Raw genomic sequence first — 21460 nt, forward strand, 5'->3', positions numbered from 1 at the left:
TAGTAAGGTGAATTATGAATTTTTTTACAGATATTTTAAAGAATTTAAAAGGATATAAGGAACTTTCTTCTGCACTTTCAGTAGAAAAAAATTCCATATATTTACATGGTCTTGTTAAAGAAAGTCTCTATCACTTTATCTATTCCCTCTATAAAAACGAAGGCAAGAACCTATTTATTTTAACGGAGGATGAACAATCTGCAAAGAGGCTTGCAGAGGACATTGAAGAGATAGATCCAAGTGTTGTAGAACATTTTCCAGAGATTGAGCTAAATTTTTATAATTTTTCTTCTTTGGAGAAAAATAACGAAGATCAAAGACTTAAGGTATTAAACCGACTAATGAAAAATGAGCCCTTTATTACCGTTGCAAGCTCAAGGGCTGTACAAAGAAAACTCACCAAGAAGAATAGATACAAGAAGATGACCCTGAATATAGGTATAGACGACGTCTTGGATTTAGAAAACTTGGCGGAAGATCTTACAAATTTAAATTATGAAAGGGTTAGTATCATAGAAGGGAAGGGGCAGTTTGCCATTAGAGGTGGAATTGTCGACATCTACCCTATCCAAGAGGACAACCCTGTAAGAATAGAGCTTTTTGGTGACGAAATTGACTCCATGAGAACCTTTAACATCTCTGACCAAAGGTCAGTGGATAATATAGAAAAGGTTCAAGTCGTACCTGCAAAGGAGTTGATTTTAGACAGTAGACTAAGAGAAAAGGTTATAAACGGACTTTGTAGAGACTTGGATATTGCAGATAGGTCCTTGATGTATGGAATGGATAAGGATAAGTTGATGGAAAAGTACTCTGATATTTTAGAGTACATAGAAAATGGCTATGAGATATCCAACCCGGATTTGGTTGCCTGTTATCTAAAAAAAGTGGACTATCATAGTGTACTAGACTATTTACCAAAGGACTCTGTAATAATCGTAGATGATATAACCAGAGTCTATGATAGAAATAGTGAATTAAATCAAATATTCAAGGAAGATATTACCTATAGGATGGAAAAGGGCGAGGTCTTTATAACCCATGAGGATATATTTATAGATTTTAAGGAAATCTTAAAGTCCATTAGTAACAATAAAGTTGTAAACACTACTCCCCTGAAGAAAAAGACTAGGCTTCTAGACCCTAAAGTTGAGGTTTTAATAGAATCTTCCGAGGCCATGAACTTTAACAAAAATTTGAATATTCTCGTAGAAAACCTGGAACAGGTTACCTATCGAGGAGAAAAAGTGGTCATATTTGCAGGAAGTGAAGATAGGGCTGTGGCAATCCTTGACCTTTGTCAAGACAAGGGATTAAATGCCTCTATAGTGGAGGACTTTTCAAGAGAGCTTCTAACGGGAATGATATTTATCCTTAGCAAACAGTTGCCAAGAGGCTTTGAGTACAAAGGAAATAAATTTACCTGTCTAACCACCAAAGAAATCTATGGAAAAGAAAAGAAGAGTTCTAGAAGGATTAAAAAGAAAAAGACCTCAGCGGAGATAATCAACTACTCTGACTTAGACATTGGGGATTTTGTGGTACATGAAAACCACGGTATTGGACAGTATCAGGGAATTGAACAGATAAAGGTTCAGGACAGCACCAAGGACTATATCGTGATTTCCTATAGGGGAAATGACAAATTGTACATTCCTACAGACCAGATGAATCTAGTACAAAAATATGTAGGAACCCAGTCGGAAAAAGGACCTAAGTTAAGTAAACTAGGTGGAGTGGAATGGCAGAAAGCTAAAATAAAAGCTAAGAAATCCGTTGAAACCATAGCTGAAGAGCTGGTTAAGCTATATGCTAAAAGGTCTAAGGTAAAGGGGTTTGCCTTTGAGAAGGACGGAGCTTGGCAAAAGGAATTTGAAGACGACTTTATATATGAGGAAACTCCAAGTCAGCTTCGCTCTATTGCGGAGATAAAGAAGGATATGGAATCGCCAAAGCCAATGGATAGGCTTCTCTGTGGAGACGTTGGCTATGGCAAGACGGAGGTTGCCATTAGAGCTGCCTTTAAGGCAGTTATGAATGGGAAACAAGTGGCAATACTGGTACCCACCACGATACTAGCCCAACAACATTACAACACCATCCTACAAAGGCTGGGAGACTACCCGATTTCAGTGGAGATGTTATCTAGGTTTAGGACCCAAACCCAGCAGAAAAACATTGTAAAGGATGTTAAAAGAGGACTTATAGATATTGTAGTTGGAACCCATCGACTGCTTTCAAAGGACATGGGGTACAAGGATTTGGGACTTTTAATAGTGGACGAAGAACAGAGGTTTGGGGTAAAGGACAAGGAGAAGCTTAAGAGTCTTAAAGAAAATGTGGACGTGCTCACCCTTTCTGCTACACCGATACCTAGAACATTACAGATGGGACTAGTTGGAATTAGGGATATGTCAACTTTAGATGAACCTCCTGAAGAGAGATTTCCAATCAACACCTATGTAATTGAGTACAATGAATCCATCATTAGGGATGCAATTTTAAAAGAGCTGGACAGAGGTGGTCAGGTTTACTTTGTGTACAATAGGGTTCAGGATATTGAAGAGATGAGCTACAAGATAAACGAAATGGCTCCCGATGCAAGAATTGCCATTGCCCATGGCAGGATGTCTGAAAAGGAATTGGAGACCATAATGTTGGACTTTGAAGAGGGAGAATATGATATCCTACTTTGTACCACCATCATTGAAACAGGACTGGACATACCAAATGTGAACACTATGATCGTATACAATGCGGACAGAATGGGGCTTTCTCAGCTTTATCAGCTAAAGGGTAGAATAGGAAGGTCCGATAGAACCTCCTTTGCATATTTTACCTATGAAAAGAACAAGAGTATCTCCCAAGTTGCAGAAAAAAGGCTTATGGCCATTAAGGATTTTACAGAATTTGGATCAGGATATAAGATTGCCATGAGGGACTTGGAACTAAGAGGTGCAGGAAATATTCTTGGAGAAGTACAATCGGGACATATATCTGCAATAGGGTATGATCTTTATGTTAAACTATTAGAGGAAACCTTAGGTGAGATTAAGGGAGAGAACAAGAGCAAGGTTCGAATGTCTGAAGTGGAAGTGGATTTAAAGATGGATGCATACATACCATCCAATTATATATACGATTCCAACGAGAAGATCGATATGTATAAAAAGATTGCTTCTATCTTAGACGAGGAAGATTACGATGAACTAATTGAGGAATTGATAGATAGATTTGGAGATTTGCCAAAACCTGTCCAAAATATTATGGACATAGCTTTGACCAAGTCCTATGCTGCCAAGGCTGGATTTATAAGGGTCTTCGAAAAGGAAGGATCTTTTGGACTAGAATACAGCGACAGGAAGGAAATGGACTTAGAGGAATTGAAGTTTATAAGTGAAAACTTTGATGATAGTATGAATTTTGATTTGGCGAATACACCGACAATCTATGTTAATTCATCGGACTTAAAACCTGTTATCAGGCTATTGGTATTGATTTTAAACTATAACAAAGAAAAGGTAGGTAATTGATTTGAAAAATATTACAAAAAAATTGTTTACAGGAATTTTAGCATCAGCGATGCTATTGACGGGATGTGGAAATGCAGGAAAAAAGCCGGACAATGCAATTGCAAAGGTCGGTAAGGAATATATCTCTGCAGAACAAGTTCAAGAATACTACACCTATTACAAACAACAGATGGAGATGTTTGGACAAGGCGGCGGCTTTGACGAAAGTACTGAAGAGGGGAAAAAGGCAGTTCAAGGAATTAGAACTGAAATTCTAAACTCTTTAGTTATGCAGGAAAAGACCATAAACCTTGCAAAAAAAGAGGGAATCAAGGTTTCAGAGGAAGAAGTTAATACTTCTATTGACAATCTAGTTGAACAGGCTGGTGGTAAGGAAGAGCTTGATAAATTCTTAAAAGAAAATAATTTAACTGAAGAGGAGTTTAGAAAGGAACAATATGACTCCTTTGAAAAGCAAAACTACATCACTAAACTAGATGAAAAGTTAAAGAAAGAGCATACACCTTCTGAAAAAGATATAGAAAAGAGAATGGAAGAAGACAAGGACACTCTACTACCTGTATACAATGCAAATCATATCCTATTTTCTATAATGGACGAAAATGGACAACCTATAACTGACGAAGCAAAGATCGAAGAAGTAAAAAAAGAAGCCCAAGCAACTTTAGACGAAGTTAACGGAGACAAGGCAAAGTTTGATGAAGCTTTTGAAAAGTACAAGGCTGGCGACCAACAAAATGGCGCTGGAACCTTTATTAAAGCAGAAGAGCTAGGTAATTTCAGTGGAGCGGACATGGTGCCAGAATTCACCAAGGCGGTTGAGGGAATGAAGGCTGGAGAAGTTAGCAAAGACCTTGTTCAAACTCAATTTGGATTCCATATAATTCAGTCTATTTCAAAGGCTACAGACTTTAAGGATCTAGATGAAAATTACTACAATGATCAATTGAAGGCTAAGTACTCTGAAATGATAACTGAAGATGAAATTTCCAAGTACAAGGAAGAGCAAACTAACAAGATAGATGTGGAATTTTATGACAAGGATGGCAAAAAAGTGGATTCAGTAGAAAAAGCCATAGAAAGCTATGACTTTAGTAAGATTAAGGGACCAAAGGGTGCAGAGGAATCTACTGACAATGCTACCGATGCTACAGAAGCTCCAAAGGACAATACTGAAAACAGTCAAGGACAAGAGGAAACCCAGGCTTCTGAAGAAACAGAAAGTACAGAAAAATAATTTTTTATTGACAAGTTAAAAATTTAAGGCAATTTATAAAAATTCCCCTACAATTTTAAAAAAAGTTTAATTTTCTCATTAAACTAATGTAAAAAAGGGGAAGAAACCTTGAAACTTTGCCTTTGTTTAGTTATAATCAGTAGGAATGATATATTCAACAGAAAAATTTCTAGGAGGAAATGAATGAATAAAGCAGAATTATTAACAAAAATATCAGAAAAGAGCAAACTATCAAAGGTTGAATCTGAAAGAGCATTAAATGCTTTTGTTGAAACAGTTACAGAAGCATTAGCTGATGGAGAAAAGGTTCAATTAGTTGGATTTGGAACTTTCGAATCTAGAGCTAGAAAAGCTAGAGAAGGAAGAAACCCAAGAAATCCTGAAGAAGTTATAAAGATACCTGCATCAAATGCACCTGTATTCAAGGCAGGAAAATCACTTAAAGAAGCAGTTAACAAATAGTATAAAACTCAAAAGACCTCTAAGTGTGCCCATGTTTTAATTGGCCCCTTAGAGGTCTTTTTTTAAGTAAAATCCCCTAGTTTATGTTAAAATTGAAACAAGAGTAAAGGGGAGGGGAATTGAATGCTGTATACAATTAAAATTGATAAATACGCAAATGATAGGTTTAAGGTCTATGAGGACCGCTTTGAAAATCCTTTAATCATAGGGGAAAAAGTTGGAGATCCAGGATCTTACTTCGATGCCTTCGTCAATGAAACGGTTTCTAGAGGAGCGGAATTCGTATTCTATAGAGCCGATGAAACAGAAATCCTTAGAATTAAAAGGGACTTTTATGATGAAGAAAAGAAACATACCTATTTTGAAAAAGGCGAAGAGACTGGCAGGGTGGTTTCAAAAGTAGAAGAGGACCATATAGTCTTAGACATTGACTATAAGGACATCCACGAACATATGATATTAAACAAAGGTTCCAAGGAATTTAATCTTCCAGATGTTGGAAGTATTAGAGTCTTAAAACAGGGTTTTAGTCCCTTTGAAACCTTGGAGATACATTTGGGAAAAAGCAATAGACTCATTTTACTTCTGGGAATAGCCATATATATTTGGGATGTATTTGTAAAGAATAGGACTGCATTTGTAGATTGATAAGGATAAAAGTCTGTGTGATATCGACTTAAGACTGTTAATAAAAGACAAAAGCTCAAAAAAACTTAGCTCACTACAGAAATAGTGAAATTCATAGTTTGTAAACCTGAAAACCCCAAATTCGCTAACGCTCAAACAGTGGGGTTTTCGGACGGTTTACTTCAATTTGAATTTCATTCTATTTCTTTCATAGGCTAAGTTTTTTAAGCTCTGTCTTTATTATTAAATTAGTGTAATACAGACTTTTTTGCTTTAAGACTAAGTTTTATCAACTGTAGGACTGCCACTACAATAAATAGAAAACTTTGGTAGTAGTAGTCGTACTTGAACCTAGGAATAACCTGATTGAATAGTAAGCCAACAATTATCAAGAGGATTACTAAAAATACATGATCTGCATTTATTTTTGATTTAGTCCTATTCCTATATAGTAAATAGGAGAAGAGTAAAGCTGCAAGTACAAGCCATAAAAATACTTTTATCCTCAACCCATCTAAGACATAATTTCTATAGACGAGATGTCTCATCAACCCCATTTTTTTAATTGAAAAATAGTTGAATACAAATCCGACTATAATCAATATAAGCTGAAGGACCGAAATGAGGATATAGGGTCTATTCTGCTGCCTTGTCATCGGATAAATCTTTAACCTTTTCGTACTTCACATCTGAAGAACCAGGATCACCTACTTGAACATCCAGGTCATCATGCATTTGCCATTCGTTCCATCCACCATCAAATAGAGTTACATCATATCCTCTTTCATACATCATCAAGAATGGTGTAGCTGCTCTCCAACCAGTTCCACAGTAGAAGGACATGTCATTTGATAATCCAATACCATTTGTCTTCCATTGTGCCACTACATCTTCAAAGTTCTTTACAGTTAAGTCCTCATTCCAGTAGTTTTCCATACCGCTATTTCCTTCGCCAGACTCTCCCCATAGGGCTCCTTTTGGTTCTCCTGCCTTTGGAATATAGCTATAGCCAGAGGTTTTACCTAACCATTCATCCTTTGATCTAACGGACACTAGGGTAAAGTTTTTATCGTTTTTAAGCTTATCCACTGTTTCATCAAGACTTAGGATGTATTCAGGATGAGCAGGGGTCTTAACGCCAAATTCTGTTGCAGCAGTAGGTTTTACAGAACCTTCTTCAGTTTCAAAACCTGCCTTTTCCCAACCCATAAGTCTACCGTCGATAATCTTTACATCCTTAACTCCCATATAAAGTGCACCTAAAGCAACTCTATCGGCTCCAGTATCAGGACCATAAAGAATAAGAGTCTTGTCGGAAGTTATACCTAAATCCAAAAAGTTTTTTTCTATTTCCTCTGGTTTTCTAAAGTTCCAAACTGGACCTTCTTCCACCAAGTCTGTGTTGATATGGATAGCTCCAGGGATATGTTTCTTTAGATAGTCAGGACTGTCCTTTTCTTCTCCCCAGGTAACTTCAGCTAAAACGTATTTGTCTTTATCGGTTTTTTCCATAAAGTCCTTAGCCCATTTAGCATCTACATAAACTCTTTTTTCTTCAACTACCGGACTTATCTTGGCAGTTTCTTCTCCTTCTGTAGCTTCCTCTGAACCTTCGGTGGTTTCTGAAGCTTCTGTTGTAGTTTCTTCTGTCGTCTTTGTGTCTTCAGCAGGCTTTTTATTACAAGCAACTACAGATAGAGTTACGACTAAAGCCAGAAGTAAAACCTTTAAATACTTCTTCAAATTGATCATCCTTTCCTTTTTTTTTATGAATTTATCCAACCATCATAAAGATTGGCTGGATTTGTATTCAATCTAAGTTTATCATAACTTATTGAAATCTACTATATTGTTATGATGGAGTAGGTGCCTTATTATTGTGAAAGTAATCGGATTTATTGCTTGATTAGAAAAATTAGGGGTATATAGGAAGTGTTAAGCTATAGAAGAAAATAAGGAGGTAAATTTATGAATATGACATTTGGTGGAGAACCAGTAACATTAGAGGGACAAGAGGTAAAAGTTGGAGATATGGCTCCGGATTTTAGAGCGGTTAATACAGACCTTTCCATCTACAACTCAACAGATGATAGGGGCAAGGTGGTAATTTACTCAGTTGTTCCTTCACTGGATACACCGGTTTGCCAAGTTCAAACTAGAACTTTCAATGAAAAGATTGGAGAACTTGGAGAAGATGTAAAGGTTGTAACCATTTCTGTGGACCTGCCTTTTGCACAAAAGAGATACTGTGCTGCTGAAGGAATTGACAATGTAATTGCAGTTTCCGATTACAATGGCCATGAATTCGGTAAAAAGTATGGATTTTTAGTTAAGGAAAATCAATTGTTAGCTAGAGGTATTGTAATAGTTGACAAAGAGGGTAAGGTAACCTATGTAGAATATGTGCCAGAATCTACAGATGAAGTGGATTTTGACAAGGCTTTCGAAGAAGCAAAGAAGTTGAAATAGTAAAATAAATACATTTTTGTAATAAATATAGGATAATTTTCCCAAAACTGGAAGAAAAAGTTCAATAAGTAGGAAAATTATCCTATTTTATGTTATAATGTATTCGTGTTAAAATTATATTAAATTTAGGAGGCACTATGAAATTTAAAAAAGTATTATTAGGTTTAGTTACAATTGCAGCATTAGGTTTAACTGCATGTAACCAACCAGCAAAGACTGATGGAGCAAATGATACTACTGGTGCTGCTGGTAGTTCAGAAGCTGTAGCAACAACAGAAGTTAAGAAGATGAAGGGCGACGAATTAGACGCTATTGAAGGAGACAACAAGAAGAAGGACGGAGTTTTAGTAGTTGATGTAAGACCTGAAGAACAATATAAAGAAGGTCACTTAAAACACGCTATTAACGTATTTGTTGATGATTTAAAGGCTGATCCAGAAATATTAGCTGATTACAAAGATACTCCAGTAATCGTATATTGTAACACTGGTAAGAAAAGTGCAGAAGCTGCTCAAATCTTAGCAGAAAATGGTTATAAAGACGTAACTGACGCTGAAGGTGTTAAAGACTATGAATACGAAAATATAGTTAAGTATTCAAGCATCACTTCTAAGAAGTTCTTAGAAATGAAGAACGACGCTACTGTTGTAGACGTAAGACCTGCTGAAGACTATGATAAGGGACATGTTGAAGGTGCTGTTTCAGTTCCATTTGACAAAGTTGAAGAAAATATGGACAAGATTCCTGAAGGAAAACCTGTTATAACTTACTGCTTTACAGGAAATAAGAGTAGTGATGTAGCTAATACACTTACTGAAAAGGGCTACGAAGTATACAACGTTCTTGAAGGAACCAAAGAACACGATTACGAACTAGTAAAATAGTTTAGTCATGAACTACTCTGCAAAGGGTAGTTCATTTTTTTAATATGAAAGAAGCTATTATATTTTTTACCAGAGTACCTTTGCCGGGAAAGACCAAGACGAGGCTGTTGACGGATTTTTCACCCCAGGAAGCTGCGAGGATTCATAAAATTATTTTGACTTCAATCTTCAACAATATTCTTTCTGTAGACAGGGATATCTTTGTATATATAAATCCTATGGAAGAAAGTGAAGTACTTAAAGAACTACTTAATTGGGATAGGTTTTATCCTCAAATTGGAGAAAATCTCAATGAAAAAATGCAAAATGCAATATTTGAGGTGTTGGATCGGGGCTATGAAAGAGTTATTCTTCTAGGATCGGACTTAATAGGTGTGACAGAAGACTACCTGCAGAAGGCTTTTGACATACTCGACACAAAGGACATAGTCATTGGTCCTTCAGAGGATGGAGGCTACTGCTTAATCGGTATGAAGAAAAAAATTTTCTGTGTATTTGATGAGGAAAAGTCAAGTCATAGCAAAGTGTTGGAAAATCTCATAAGTCGAATTGATAATGATAATCTAAGTTATGAACTTTTAGAAGAGATATACGATGTGGATTTAACTTCTGACTTTAATAGGGTAACTGGAAATACAAATAAGGACATTGATGAATTTGAAAGGATTATAAGGAGCGAATATGAAAGAAAGTAGTAATATGAGCAGTTCCAACAAAAAGCGAATAGCTTTATTGGTTGTGGTTGGAATCTGTCTATTGGTATATTTTTTTGTGCCAGCTGTAAATAAGGGAGTCAACTCTTCTATAAAGACTTTAACCAAGCTGGACTTAGATGGAGTAATAGAATATATAAGGGGTTATGGTACCTATGCTGCAGTAATATCATTTTTCTTAATGATTTTACAGTCAATTATCTCCCCAATACCTGCATTTTTTATAACTTTGGCAAATGCAGCAATCTTTGGATGGGTTAAGGGAGCTATACTATCCTGGTCATCCGCCATGGTAGGGGCTGCAATGTGCTTTTATATTGCAAGGATTTTAGGTAGAGATGTGGTAGAAAAGATCGCCACCAAGACTGCTTTAGAATCCGTTGATGTATTCTTTAAAAAATATGGTAAGTATACAATCCTAGTTTGTAGATTGTTACCATTTATCTCCTTTGATGTAGTCAGTTATGCGGCAGGTCTTACTTCCATGGGATTTTGGCCATTTTTTATTGCAACAGGTATAGGTCAATTACCTGCAACTATAATCTACTCAAAGGTGGGAGAGCTTAGTGGTTCAGCAAAGACCTTGGTAATAGGATTACTTAGTCTCTTTGCAATTTCAGTAATTATCTTTATGATTAAGAAGATTTATAATGATAGACAAGCGAAGAAATCTGCAAAAGTTGAGTAAGATACTATTGACTATTTTTATAGTCGTAGTATCCGTAATAGTTTTAAAATATCTACCATTTGAGAAAATTAGGGAAATCATACAAAGTGGAGGGGCGTTTTCACCGCTTATATATATAGCTTTATTTTCCATTCTACCAATATTTTTCTTTCCCGTTCCCGTACTTGCCTTAGCTGCAGGTATTGCCTTTGGCCTTTGGAAGGGAACTCTTTATACTATGATAGGAGCTAGTATAAACTGCGTCTTAATGTATTTAATTGCAAGGTATATAGGCAAGGAACAGGTAGATAGGTATTTGAATAGACGACTAAGTGAGGATATGAAGAGAAAGCTTACTTCTAAGGAGACCAATCTGGGATTTTATCTATTTGTCCTTAGACTTACTCCGATTATCCCATATAATTTAATAAACTATATGTCTGGACTTTTGAATATAGGCTTAAGAAAGTATATAATAATTTCGATTTTGGGGATTATGCCTGGGACCATAGTCTATTTAAATATGGGTGATAAGTCCATAGACTATAAATCCAAGGAATTTGTCCTGTCAATTATCTTTATGATTATATTGATATTGATTTCAAACTTCTTGGCAAAATACTTGAAGAAAAAAGGTAAACTATGATCTCAATTATAGTTCCAGTATATAGAGATGAAGCAGCTTTAAAGAACTTTTTAGCTCAAAAAAATAAACTAAAAGGCGATTATGAGCTGCTTTTTGTCATAACTAAGGAAGACGAGCACCTAGTACAAAAGTATAAAGATGAGAGGATTTTGATTGCGCCTAAGGGAAGAAGTTTTCAAATGAACCATGGAGCAAAGAATTCCACTGGAGAGATACTACTGTTTTTACATTGTGACAGCATCTTTGAGGAAAATATACTTGAAGAAGTACAAAAGAGTATAGAGAAAAGTCCTGCAGGTTGTTTAAGACTCTACTTTGACTCAAAGCATCCTCTAATGAAGATCTGTGGGTTTATGTCCAGGTTACGGGTTAGAACAAGAAATATTGCATTTGGCGACCAAGGTATCTTCTTAACAAGAAATCTCCTTGAGGAAATTGGAGGATTTAGGGAAATTCCAATAATGGAAGACTACCAACTATCTATGGATATCAAGGATAGGGGCATTAGAATTTTACAATGTGATTCCAAGATAATCACCAGGGCTGTGAGATTTGAAAAAGGTGGAATGTTAAGGACCATGTATAGGATGCAAAAGTTTCAACATATGTATAGAAATGGAGAATCCATAAGTAAAATTGCAAGAGAGTATAGGAATATAAGATGAGCTATTTTGATTTAGTAGAAGAAAAATGTATAGAATGTGGAAAGTGCACTAAAAACTGTGACTTTTTAAAGAAATATGACTTAAATTTAAAGGACTATGTGAAGAGAGATGATTTAAAATACAGTTGTTTTCTCTGTGGAAAATGCAATAGAGTCTGTCCTGTGGACCTGGACGGAAGAATTATCGCCCAGGAGCATAGGAAGGGAGAGGAAAGGGGATTTACCCTGATGAAGATGGAAAAATCTCCCTATATCTTTAGAAATAATTCTAAGAAAAAGTCCGATACCCTACTTTTTTTAGGCTGCTCCTTTCCTAGACAATACCCAGAGACTTCAAAAAAATTGGTGGAAATATTTGAAGAAAAGGGCATAGATTTTTCCTTGGACTGTTGTGGAAAGCCTGTCTTTGAAACTGGAGATATGAAAAGGGCGAAAAAGGATAAGAAAAGGCTGGAGGAGATCTTTAAGAAAAAGGGCGTTAAAAGGATAGTTACAGCCTGCATGAACTGTTATTACTTCTTTAAGGCAAATTACGATATAGAAGTGGTTTCAGTCTACCATGAGCTAAAGGAGTTGGGGCTAGGTAGGAAAGTAGAAGAGGAAAAAAATATATTTGTGCCATGTCCCGACAGAAAGACCTTGGAAGTATTGGAGGAGATAAAATATTTTGTTCCAAATTTAAATACCCCCTTTGAAGATGTTCAATGTTGTGGTCTTGGAGGACTTGCCATTAGTAGAGAACCGGAAATCGCCGATGGATTTATAAAAAAATTAAAGTCCTATGACAAACCTATCACCACCTACTGTGCCAGTTGCTCCAGTAGATTTAGAAGGGCGGATTTAAACTTATCGGGTCATATTCTATGTGATATACTTAATGTAAAAGAAATAGAGAGATTAAAGTTTTTATCTGGGAGTTTAGAGCTGAGAAATTTTAGGAGAAGTAGATGACACCATTAGAATTTCAAAAAAGTATGAGTTCTAAGGGTTTTAACTGTTCCCAAATCGTATTTTCCTATTTTGCACCAAGGCTTGGATTGGATTTAAATAAGGCTTTGAAGATATCTTCTGGCTTTGGGAAGGGTATGCAGAAAAGTTCTATTTGCGGAGTTGTTACTGGTGCCTACATGGTCTTAGGTCTATACTACGGAAATAGTTTAGAGGATTTTGACAAAACCCAATTGAAGAAAAAACTTCTGGAATTTGATGATGAATTTGCTAAGATTTCAAATTCTCAAATCTGTAAAGAGATTGTGGGAGTCGATTTAAGGGATATTGATAAAGTTAAAGAGATGGCTATAAAAAATCCGGATTTTATGATAAAATGCTCGGATTTAGTGATAGATACTATCAAAATTATAGAAAAAATTGTAAAGGAGAGTTGATTATGGCTGAATATTTTGAAAGAAAAGACTTAGAGGACTTTAGTAATGGAAGACTTGGAGAACATGGTAAGGATTTATGGGATAAATTTTTAGGATATTATGGACCAGTTTTTCAAGAGGGAGAATTGACAACAAGGGAAAAGAACCTTATTGCATTAGCTGTTGCCCATGCAGTTAGCTGTCCATATTGTATAGAAGCCTATACTACAGCATCCCTTGAAAGTGGCTATACTACAGAGCAGATGATGGAAGCGGTTCATGTAGCAAGTGCTATAACTGGGGGAGCGGTTTTGGCCCATGGTGTTCAAATGACAAAATTGGCAGAGGAGCTTGAATTTTAATGTCATTGCCTAAGGAAAAGACCAGAGTCGTTACTCCCTTTATTCAAAAGGCGGTAAAACTAATCTCTTCGTCCCATCCTTCTACAATGCAAATAAATATAACTAGAAATTGTAACTTGGCTTGTAAACACTGTCACCTTAACTGTGGGCCCAATAGGTCTGAGGATATGGATTTTGATACGGCCAATGCCTGTATAGATGTATTTAAGAGGGAGGGCTTTAAGGTGTTGGACCTTACTGGAGGTGCTCCCGAAATGAGTCGTGTATTTAAGTACTTGATAGAAGAGTTAAGGGACTACGCCGACAATATCATTGTAAGAACCAACCTATCCATCTATTTAGAAGAGGGATATGATATTGAGTTTTTAAAGAAAAACAAGGTAGAAATCTTTGCTTCCCTTCCCTTTTATGAAAAATCCAAAACCGATAAGGTAAGGGGTACAGGAGTTTACGATTCCAGTATAAAAGTATTAAAAAAGTTAAATGAGTTGGGATATGGCAAGGACTTGCCACTTAATCTGGTATACAATCCAGCAGGTGCAATCCTTCCTGGAAATCAGGAGGACTTGGAAAATGTATATCGAAGCAAACTAAAGGATGAATATGGAATAGTCTTTAACAATCTATTTTCCATTACAAATATGCCCCTTGGTAGGTTTGAAGCTTGGCTTAAAAGAAGTGGAAACTACGAAAGGTATATGAAAAAGCTGGAAAGTGCTTTTAATCCAGAGGTTTTAGAGAGTCTAATGTGTCTTGATGCTATTTCTGTGGACTGGGATGGCAAGATCTATGACTGTGACTTTAACTTAAGCATAGGCCTTCCATGTAAGGGCAAGATGAATATAAAAAATATCCCAGAGGATTTTGATTTTAGAAGACAGATTATGACAGGAGACCATTGCTATGGTTGTACTGCTGGTGCAGGATCTTCATGAGGAGGGTCCTTAAGCTAAGTTTAGCGAGAAAAAAGATATTTTTACAAAGCTTAAAAGCTTTATAGAACCGAAGAATACAATTGAGCACTGATAGACATTTATTAAAATTGTCTTGTCAGTGCTCTGCTTTTTAATTTACATATCTAAGAATAATTTTGTTCGATTTTCTACATATTTTCCAATGGATCCAGTTCCACCTAGTATATATAGAGTATTTACCTTCTTGTACTTGATATAGCTTACAAAGTCATTTGGCAACTCGTCTTTTCTAGTAAGTAGAATAGGTCCGCCTAGGGCATTTGCCAAAGTAGTACCAGAAAGGGCATCTGCATAGTCCTCACCAGAAGCTAACATGATATAGTCTGGATTTGAATAGTAGTTATTTGCAAGTTTTGCCGCAGTTTCATATCTGGATTTACCAGAAAGTCTGGTGACATTCTTAACTCTCTTACTAATGAATTGTTCAATACCCACTGAAATGGAGCTGTCACCACCTACAATATATACCTCTTTAGCAGAACTTATTAAATCCACCACTGCAGGCTCTAAAACTTTGCCGTTGGTTAAAAGTAGATTTGCATTTTTCATCTTCGCAATTGGTGCAATGCTAAGTGCATCGGGGAAATTGACGCCATTTGCAAGGAATATGACATCACTTTGACTATTTTGTCTTGCAACCTCTACTGCTGTGTCGTATCGGCTCTTTCCCTTTACATAGTGAATGGAAATGCCACTGGACTTTAAAGAGTCGATATAGTCCTTAGGCAATGTCTTTCCTCCAACTAAGTAGATTGTAGAAATCTTCTTAGTAAGCATAAGGTTTTTAATTTCTCCAGTCACTCTACCCGGGTCATTTAGTAGCAGGTGGGCATTTAAATTACCTGCCAATATGGAAGCGGTAATGCTGTCTGGGAAGGAATGTCCGTTGGAAATAACCGCAATATTTGAATCCACCTTTGCATATTGATTGATGATAGCAGAGGTGTCAAATCTGGTATTACCAGACAATCTCTTTACGGTACTATAGGGGAAGGTGTGTAAAACATTCATCATATCCACAACTTCCAGGCCGTAGTCTTTGCTTGGAGCCCAATTTGCACCTAAGTCCTCTACCATTGGCGCTTTACCGTGAATGGAACCAAAATGTCTTGGATCTGGGGTGTTTGCCCTAGGATACCCAGCAGCTCCTGCATAGAGAGCTAAATGGTCTACCTGTGCTGTGATTCCCTCTTCCCATGATGAAAATCTAGTATGGGCTTCCGGGTCCTTGTCTCCGCCGCCCTTTGTAGTCTTAAGACCACAGGGATTAAAATAGGATGCATCTAGAACTCCACCAAATCTTAAAAAGTTTGTTTCCTTTGCTGATTGAGTATAGGTAACAGCGGGGTCAACTCCTCTGGATACAGAAACCGAATAGTATAGTGGCGCCAAATCGATAAATAATTGGTTGGCGTTTCTATTCTTTGCCCAAAGTTTCATCTGATGTACTGTAGTACTTGGTTTTCCTAAAATAGGTGTGTTAGTCCTTGCCTCTTGGGCGAAGGCGATGGTATTTATAGGAATAACCATGGAAATGCATATTAAAAATGTAATTAAATGTCTAAAAATTTTCTTATCTTTCATTCTTTCCTCCCTTATATGACTATAGTATTATATTTCCCTAAGCTATGTAAAGCAAAATTAGGATAATTTGACTTTTCCACTATTTTATTCTAATATAAAGTTAACGAATGAATGGTTGCTCATATGAACATAGGAGGGAATATGGATAAGAAAAATTATATAGATGAAGATTTAGTAACTAAAGCCATGGACAATTTGCCTATAGAAGAAGATACATACGACTTAGCTGACTTCTATAAGATGTTCTCTGACTCCACCAGGTTAAAAATACTTTTGACCCTGGGCAATGGAGAACTTTGTGTATCCGACTTGGCGTCGGTTTTAGGGATGGGCCAGTCGGCGGTAAGTCATCAGTTAAGGCTTTTAAAACAGGCAAGGATTGTAAGAAATAGACGAGAAGGAAAGGTAATCTACTATTCTCTTGACGATGAGCATATTAGCGAAATCATTCAAAGTGGACTAGATCATATATTGGAGTAGATTATGGAAATTATTTTAGAAGGATTGACCTGTGCAAATTGTGCAGGAAAGATAGAAAGGGAAATACAAAGTCTCCCCAATGTTAAGACTGCTACTGTAAATGTATTAAATAGCAGTTTGTTTGTGGAGACAGAAGATGGAAACTATGAAGAAGTCTTAGAGGAATCTAAGAAGATTGTGGATAGAATTGAGCCTGGGACAGGCTTTAAAGTTTTAAAGGAGGATATTGACCAGGAAGAAAATGAAGATAAGAAGGGTTTTAATGAAGATGTCTTGAAGATGCTCATCTCCATAGGCCTTATGGCGGTAGCCTTTTTCTTAAAAAATAAAAACGAAACCTTAAGTGCTATAGTTGAAATCATTGCATACCTAGTTGTAGGATTTTCTGTGCTTAAGACCGCATTTATAAACATTTCGAAGGGACAGGTATTTGACGAGAACTTTTTAATGTCCGTTGCAACTATCGGTGCCATCTTAATAGGACAGAGGGAAGAAGGGGTAATGGTTATGTTACTCTACTCCCTAGGGGAATATTTACAGGATAGGGCAGTGGATAGCTCCACCAAATCCATTAAATCCCTGGTTAAGATGAAACCGGAGTCTGGAAATCTAGTAGTGGACGGAGAAGTTAAAGTAGTTAAACCTGCCGTGTTAAAGGTAGGGGATATAATAAGAATCTTGCCTGGAGAAAAAATACCTGTGGATTCCATTGTCATATCTGGCAAGACTTCCTTGGACACTTCTTCGATAACAGGAGAATCCATGCCAGTTGTTGTAGAAGAGGGAAGCAGGATAATCTCTGGTTCAATTAACAATGAAGGTGTTATAGAAGCTAGGGTTGAAAAGGAATACAGGGACTCAACGGTAAGTCAAATCCTAGACTTGGTTAAAAATGCAAGTAATAAAAAGTCGGAAACGGAAAATTTCATCACCGTTTTTGCTAGATACTATACGCCCATAGTGGTTTTGTTGGCTCTAATAATAGCTCTAGTGCCACCGCTTATCATAGACGAACCATTTAGAAAGTGGATATACACAGCACTTACATTTTTGGTTATATCCTGCCCATGTGCCATGGTCATTTCCATACCACTTGCCTACTTTGCATCCATAGGAGTAAATTCCAAATATGGAGTTTTAGTAAAGGGTTCCAACTATATAGAGTCCATGACCAAAGTGGATACTATTATTTTTGACAAGACTGGAACTTTAACAGAAGGAAGGTTTAAGGTTGTGGATGTAAAGGCTAACTCGGGAAGTGTAGAAGAGCTGCTCTCTATCGCAAAGAAGATGGAAGAAAACTCAAATCATCCCATTGCCAAGTCCATTAAAGAGTATTTTAATAAAGATATAGCCATGGAAATTAATGACATTGAAGATATTCCAGGAAGGGGAATGAAAGGTGTTCTAAATGGTGAAAAGATCCTTCTTGGAAACAGGACCTTGATGGAAGAAAATCAAATCCAAGTGGAAAAGGTCAACTCTCCTGGAACAATTATCTATCTAAGCAAGAATCAAGAAAATTTAGGACATATAGAAATTGCAGACACATTAAAGGAGGATGCTAAAAATTCTCTAGAGGAACTTAGGGACCAAGGCATAGAAAATAAGATTATGCTTACAGGTGACGGAAGGGAGTCTGCAGAAATATTTGCTAAGGATCTGGGACTAAATGACTTTAAAGCCGACCTACTACCTCAGGACAAGGTTAGAATCTTTGAAGAGATAAAGGAAAGGGCAGAGGGTAAAGTGGCCTTTGTAGGTGATGGGGCAAATGATGCACCGGTTCTTAGAATCTCAGACGTTGGAATAGCCATGGGAGAATTTGGTTCAGACGCCGCCATCGATTCTGGCGATGTTACCATAATGGGAACAGAGCTTAAAAAGCTCTCCCTATTTCATAGAATAGCCCAAAAGACCAAGCTTATAGCTTTAGAAAATATCATATTTGCCTTAACCATCAAGGTTTTGGTTATGATACTTGGGGTCTTTGGACTTGCCAATATGTGGGCTGCAGTATTTGCCGATGTTGGAGTTTCATTATTGGCGGTATTAAACTCCTTGAGAATAATGTTCATAAAAGAAAACTAAAGTAGAATCTGTAATTTAAAATAGATATAGATAAACCCGGGAAGACTCCCGGGTTTTGTAATGTCTATCAATTATTTCTTGTTTAATAATTCTATTCGTCTTTTTCCATAATCATCCTAAGGGCCTTAAAGAACTTAATCCTATTACCATAGTTAAGGGTTCCCAAGCGATATATCTTGATGGAGATATAGGCAAGGAGGATTATCGCCAAAATCAAAAGGCCTAGGGAGATTATAAAATCTATTACAGGAATACTTATAAGGGTATACCTGGTGAAAAACGCCATTGGACTAGAAAATGGAATCAAGGATGCAATTCTAAGCACAGGTGACTCCGGGGTCTGCATTGTAAAGTTTGTAACAATAAAACTAAAAATGATTATTACAGACACTGGGCCAACAGCATTTGCAACTTCCTCAACCTTTGATACCAAAGCGCCAAGGGATGCAAATAGGAAGAGGTATAAAAGAAGTCCCAGAATATAGTAGACCATAAATACTGCCAAGACCTTTGCATTAAAGGAACCTTGAATAAACTCCAATAGTCCTGGTGGGTAGTAGGAAATATTTAGCTTGTATCCAACAAATAGAGCCAATATTATTAGGGACATTTGCATTACGGAGATTATAGCAGTTGCAAAGACCTTTCCAACTATAAGTCCCGTTGGTTTAGTGGTTGTAATTAGAATTTCCATAGTTCTGTCGGATTTTTCCCTAGCCACCAAAGTTGCAACTTGGTTTCCAAATAGGATTACCGTCATATAGACTACAAACATTCCAAGGTATCCAGCTATAAATCCTGTTTGAGCATTTCTTCCCAGGGAGTTGGGATTTACTTCAAGGGTTATCTCTTCAGCTTCCTTTACAGCCTGTGGGTCTATTCCCCTTTCTTTAAGATTTTCATCCCTTAAATAGTTTTGACCATTATCCATTAGGGACTGGGTGATTTCATCTATTGAAAGGCCTTGGTTTCTGTAGTAACCATCTATATTTTGTTCGTCTTTAAATACAAATCCTGACTCCACCTTTTTAGACTTGATATCTTCTTTCATAGTTTCCAAGTCCTTATATTCCTTTGTTTCATAGCCTTCCATGGAAGCCTTTATAAAATCTGAATTCACTTGACCATTTTCATTTATAAATCCTACTACTTGAGGTTTTCCCTTGCCCTGTCCTTCTGTGCCGCCTTCGTCGGCGGGCATGAAGTCTTGGGCAAACCTAGGAATAAAGGGTCCTGCAAATGCAAGTACAGCAAATATTATGGTTGTGATTATTATGCTTTTTTGTTGAAGTCTATTTTTTAATTCAAATAGAAATATAACTAGTGTATCTCTCATTATACATTTGCTCCTTTCCTAGAGTTTACTTCCTCATCCAATTTAATAAAGATATCCTCCAATGAAGGAATGTAGTCGGAAAAACTTTCAACCACAAAGCCCTTATCCAGTATATTCCTTAAGAAATTAGAAGAATCGGTTGAAGTTAAAGTTACAATATTGGATTTTTCATCAAATTCCACATTTGTAGCACCAGCCTGTTTTAAAATTTGGTCGACATCTTCATCTAAACCAGAAATATTTATTCTATATCTGCCATTGCCATAACGATTTTGCAAATCCTTTAAGTTGTCAGAAAGTATTATCTGTCCATCCTTAATAAAAGTGATATCGTCACAGAATTCTTCAACATAGGACATCTGGTGACTGGAGAAGATTACAAGTTTTCCCTTTGCAATTAAATTTCGGATTATATTCTTTAATACCGATGCATTGACTGGGTCCAAACCGCTAAAGGGCTCATCTAGGATTACAATATCTGGATCGTCTATTATAGCCTGTAAAATTTGAACTTTTTGTTGGTTTCCCTTGGATAAGGTATCTAGATTTTGTTTCATATACCCCTCCAATTCCACCTCTTTTAATAAATTTTTAGCAGATTCCTTGGCATCGCTTTTATTCATTCCCTTTAACTCTCCTAGATAGGTCAGTTGAGTTAAAATTGGAATCTTGCCATAGAGTCCACGTTCCTCTGGAAGATAGCCAATCTTGTAGTCGGATCTTTTAAACTTTTTGCCATCAAGTAGTATTTCGCCACTATCTGGCTTAAAAACATTCATCAAAGTTCTAATAGTCGTAGTCTTACCTGCACCGTTTCTTCCGAGAAAACCCATAGCTCTACCGCTTTCTATGGAAAAGTTTACATTGTGTAAGATCTCTTTTCCGGAAAAGGATTTGCAGACATCCTTAAGTTCAAGCTTCATATTTACCTCCTGTCAATTTGGATAAGAGAACCCTTTCAAAATCGTCGTCATTTTGCTGGCTTCTCTTTTTATGTCTTATTCTATAGATATTGTTTTTTCTTTCCCTTTGAGAAATATGTCTTTGAAATAAAAATGCATTCACATTATATTCATTGATAATCTCTCCATAAAAATTGATAACAGTTACATCTTTCCCCAAGACCACGGAAGCAAGCCCCATGTCATTGGTGATTAAGAAGTCTCCATCTTCGATTCTATTGGCTATAAAAAGATCGGCAGAGTCTTTTTCTGAATCCACAGTGACACAGTTCTCTTCAGGGAGATTTAGCTCATGGCAAAAGTCCTTTACCACCATGTATTCAATACCCTTTTTTTCACAAATATTTTTAATAATGGAGATGACTGGGCAGCTATCTCCATCTACATAAATAATCATATATACCT

General features: G+C 36.6%; 22 protein-coding genes. 16 read left to right on the top strand and 6 right to left on the bottom strand.

The window, feature by feature from the left end; translation table 11 throughout:
* The first annotated feature begins 14 nt into the window (after positions 1–14).
* The 4 genes from mfd to Q1K37_RS01930 all read left to right on the top strand — a co-directional run bounded on the left by mfd (position 15) and on the right by Q1K37_RS01930 (position 5880).
* Positions 15–3533, top strand: a complete 3519-nt coding sequence (gene mfd / locus Q1K37_RS01915; protein WP_300408839.1) for a transcription-repair coupling factor — start codon at positions 15–17, stop codon at positions 3531–3533.
* Between the two features lies 1 nt (position 3534).
* Positions 3535–4770, top strand: coding sequence for a SurA N-terminal domain-containing protein (locus tag Q1K37_RS01920; RefSeq protein WP_300408840.1), 1236 nt, complete (start codon positions 3535–3537; stop codon positions 4768–4770).
* 183 nt (positions 4771–4953) lie between these two features.
* The gene (locus tag Q1K37_RS01925) at positions 4954–5232 is read left to right on the top strand and encodes an HU family DNA-binding protein (RefSeq protein ID WP_300408841.1); all 279 of its coding nucleotides are present in this window, start codon (positions 4954–4956) and stop codon (positions 5230–5232) included.
* Between the two features lie 123 nt (positions 5233–5355).
* Positions 5356–5880 carry a hypothetical protein gene (locus tag Q1K37_RS01930; protein ID WP_300408842.1) on the top strand — a complete coding sequence of 175 codons (525 nt, stop codon included), beginning with the start codon at positions 5356–5358 and terminating at the stop codon, positions 5878–5880.
* Positions 5881–6107: 227 nt separating this feature from the next.
* On the opposite strand, the gene Q1K37_RS01935 is transcribed toward Q1K37_RS01930, so the two are convergent.
* Together Q1K37_RS01935 and Q1K37_RS01940 are read right to left on the bottom strand one after the other, a co-directional pair.
* Entirely contained in the window at positions 6108–6515 is a 408-nt protein-coding gene (locus Q1K37_RS01935; RefSeq protein ID WP_300408843.1) for a hypothetical protein, read from the bottom strand.
* Positions 6496–7602 carry a rhodanese-like domain-containing protein gene (locus Q1K37_RS01940; protein WP_300408844.1) on the bottom strand — a complete coding sequence of 369 codons (1107 nt, stop codon included), beginning with the start codon at positions 7600–7602 and terminating at the stop codon, positions 6496–6498. Before Q1K37_RS01940 ends, Q1K37_RS01935 begins: the two co-directional genes overlap by 20 nt.
* A gap of 225 nt (positions 7603–7827) precedes the next feature.
* On the opposite strand from Q1K37_RS01940, the gene tpx reads away from it, so the two are divergent.
* From tpx to arsS, 10 genes are all read left to right on the top strand, one after another.
* Positions 7828–8328 carry a thiol peroxidase gene (gene tpx, locus Q1K37_RS01945; protein WP_300408845.1) on the top strand — a complete coding sequence of 167 codons (501 nt, stop codon included), beginning with the start codon at positions 7828–7830 and terminating at the stop codon, positions 8326–8328.
* A 137-nt stretch (positions 8329–8465) separates the two neighbouring features.
* Entirely contained in the window at positions 8466–9212 is a 747-nt protein-coding gene (locus tag Q1K37_RS01950; protein WP_300408846.1) for a rhodanese-like domain-containing protein, read from the top strand.
* A gap of 44 nt (positions 9213–9256) precedes the next feature.
* Positions 9257–9907 carry a TIGR04282 family arsenosugar biosynthesis glycosyltransferase gene (locus Q1K37_RS01955; protein ID WP_300408847.1) on the top strand — a complete coding sequence of 217 codons (651 nt, stop codon included), beginning with the start codon at positions 9257–9259 and terminating at the stop codon, positions 9905–9907.
* Complete coding sequence (locus Q1K37_RS01960) at positions 9894–10613, top strand: TVP38/TMEM64 family protein (RefSeq protein ID WP_300408848.1); 720 nt, start codon at positions 9894–9896, stop codon at positions 10611–10613. Before Q1K37_RS01955 ends, Q1K37_RS01960 begins: the two co-directional genes overlap by 14 nt.
* Positions 10576–11238, top strand: a complete 663-nt coding sequence (locus tag Q1K37_RS01965) for a TVP38/TMEM64 family protein (RefSeq protein WP_300408849.1) — start codon at positions 10576–10578, stop codon at positions 11236–11238. Before Q1K37_RS01960 ends, Q1K37_RS01965 begins: the two co-directional genes overlap by 38 nt.
* Positions 11235–11903, top strand: coding sequence for a TIGR04283 family arsenosugar biosynthesis glycosyltransferase (locus tag Q1K37_RS01970; protein WP_300408850.1), 669 nt, complete (start codon positions 11235–11237; stop codon positions 11901–11903). The genes Q1K37_RS01965 and Q1K37_RS01970 overlap by 4 nt, the downstream gene beginning before the upstream one ends.
* Positions 11900–12853, top strand: a complete 954-nt coding sequence (locus tag Q1K37_RS01975; protein ID WP_300408851.1) for a (Fe-S)-binding protein — start codon at positions 11900–11902, stop codon at positions 12851–12853. Before Q1K37_RS01970 ends, Q1K37_RS01975 begins: the two co-directional genes overlap by 4 nt.
* Positions 12850–13287, top strand: a complete 438-nt coding sequence (locus Q1K37_RS01980) for a C-GCAxxG-C-C family protein (RefSeq protein ID WP_300408852.1) — start codon at positions 12850–12852, stop codon at positions 13285–13287. Before Q1K37_RS01975 ends, Q1K37_RS01980 begins: the two co-directional genes overlap by 4 nt.
* A gap of 2 nt (positions 13288–13289) precedes the next feature.
* Positions 13290–13628 (top strand): arsenosugar biosynthesis-associated peroxidase-like protein, encoded by a 339-nt coding sequence (locus tag Q1K37_RS01985; RefSeq protein ID WP_300408853.1) that lies wholly within the window; start codon positions 13290–13292, stop codon positions 13626–13628.
* Entirely contained in the window at positions 13628–14563 is a 936-nt protein-coding gene (gene arsS, locus Q1K37_RS01990; RefSeq protein WP_300408854.1) for an arsenosugar biosynthesis radical SAM (seleno)protein ArsS, read from the top strand. The genes Q1K37_RS01985 and arsS overlap by 1 nt, the downstream gene beginning before the upstream one ends.
* 135 nt (positions 14564–14698) lie before the next feature.
* Here arsS and Q1K37_RS01995 read toward each other — a convergent pair whose 3' ends face one another.
* Positions 14699–16186, bottom strand: coding sequence for a cell wall-binding repeat-containing protein (locus tag Q1K37_RS01995; protein WP_300408855.1), 1488 nt, complete (start codon positions 16184–16186; stop codon positions 14699–14701).
* A gap of 141 nt (positions 16187–16327) precedes the next feature.
* Between Q1K37_RS01995 and Q1K37_RS02000 the strand changes: the two genes are divergently transcribed.
* Both Q1K37_RS02000 and Q1K37_RS02005 read left to right on the top strand, forming a co-directional pair.
* A complete protein-coding gene (locus Q1K37_RS02000) occupies positions 16328–16666 on the top strand; it encodes a metalloregulator ArsR/SmtB family transcription factor (RefSeq protein WP_300408856.1) in 339 nt (112 codons plus the stop codon).
* Positions 16667–16669: 3 nt separating this feature from the next.
* Complete coding sequence (locus Q1K37_RS02005) at positions 16670–18757, top strand: heavy metal translocating P-type ATPase (protein ID WP_300408857.1); 2088 nt, start codon at positions 16670–16672, stop codon at positions 18755–18757.
* Positions 18758–18848: 91 nt separating this feature from the next.
* Here the strand turns inward: Q1K37_RS02005 and Q1K37_RS02010 are convergent, their stop codons facing one another.
* From Q1K37_RS02010 to Q1K37_RS02020, 3 genes are read right to left on the bottom strand one after another with little or no spacing between them, the layout of a single operon-like run.
* The gene (locus tag Q1K37_RS02010) at positions 18849–20093 is read right to left on the bottom strand and encodes an ABC transporter permease (RefSeq protein WP_300408858.1); all 1245 of its coding nucleotides are present in this window, start codon (positions 20091–20093) and stop codon (positions 18849–18851) included.
* Positions 20093–21016 carry an ATP-binding cassette domain-containing protein gene (locus Q1K37_RS02015; protein WP_300408859.1) on the bottom strand — a complete coding sequence of 308 codons (924 nt, stop codon included), beginning with the start codon at positions 21014–21016 and terminating at the stop codon, positions 20093–20095. Before Q1K37_RS02015 ends, Q1K37_RS02010 begins: the two co-directional genes overlap by 1 nt.
* The gene (locus Q1K37_RS02020) at positions 21006–21452 is read right to left on the bottom strand and encodes a DUF188 domain-containing protein (RefSeq protein WP_300408860.1); all 447 of its coding nucleotides are present in this window, start codon (positions 21450–21452) and stop codon (positions 21006–21008) included. Before Q1K37_RS02020 ends, Q1K37_RS02015 begins: the two co-directional genes overlap by 11 nt.
* Positions 21453–21460: the final 8 nt, after the last annotated feature.

This window comes from Lagierella sp., assembly GCF_029983815.1.
Lineage (GTDB): Bacteria > Bacillota > Clostridia > Tissierellales > Peptoniphilaceae > Mediannikoviicoccus.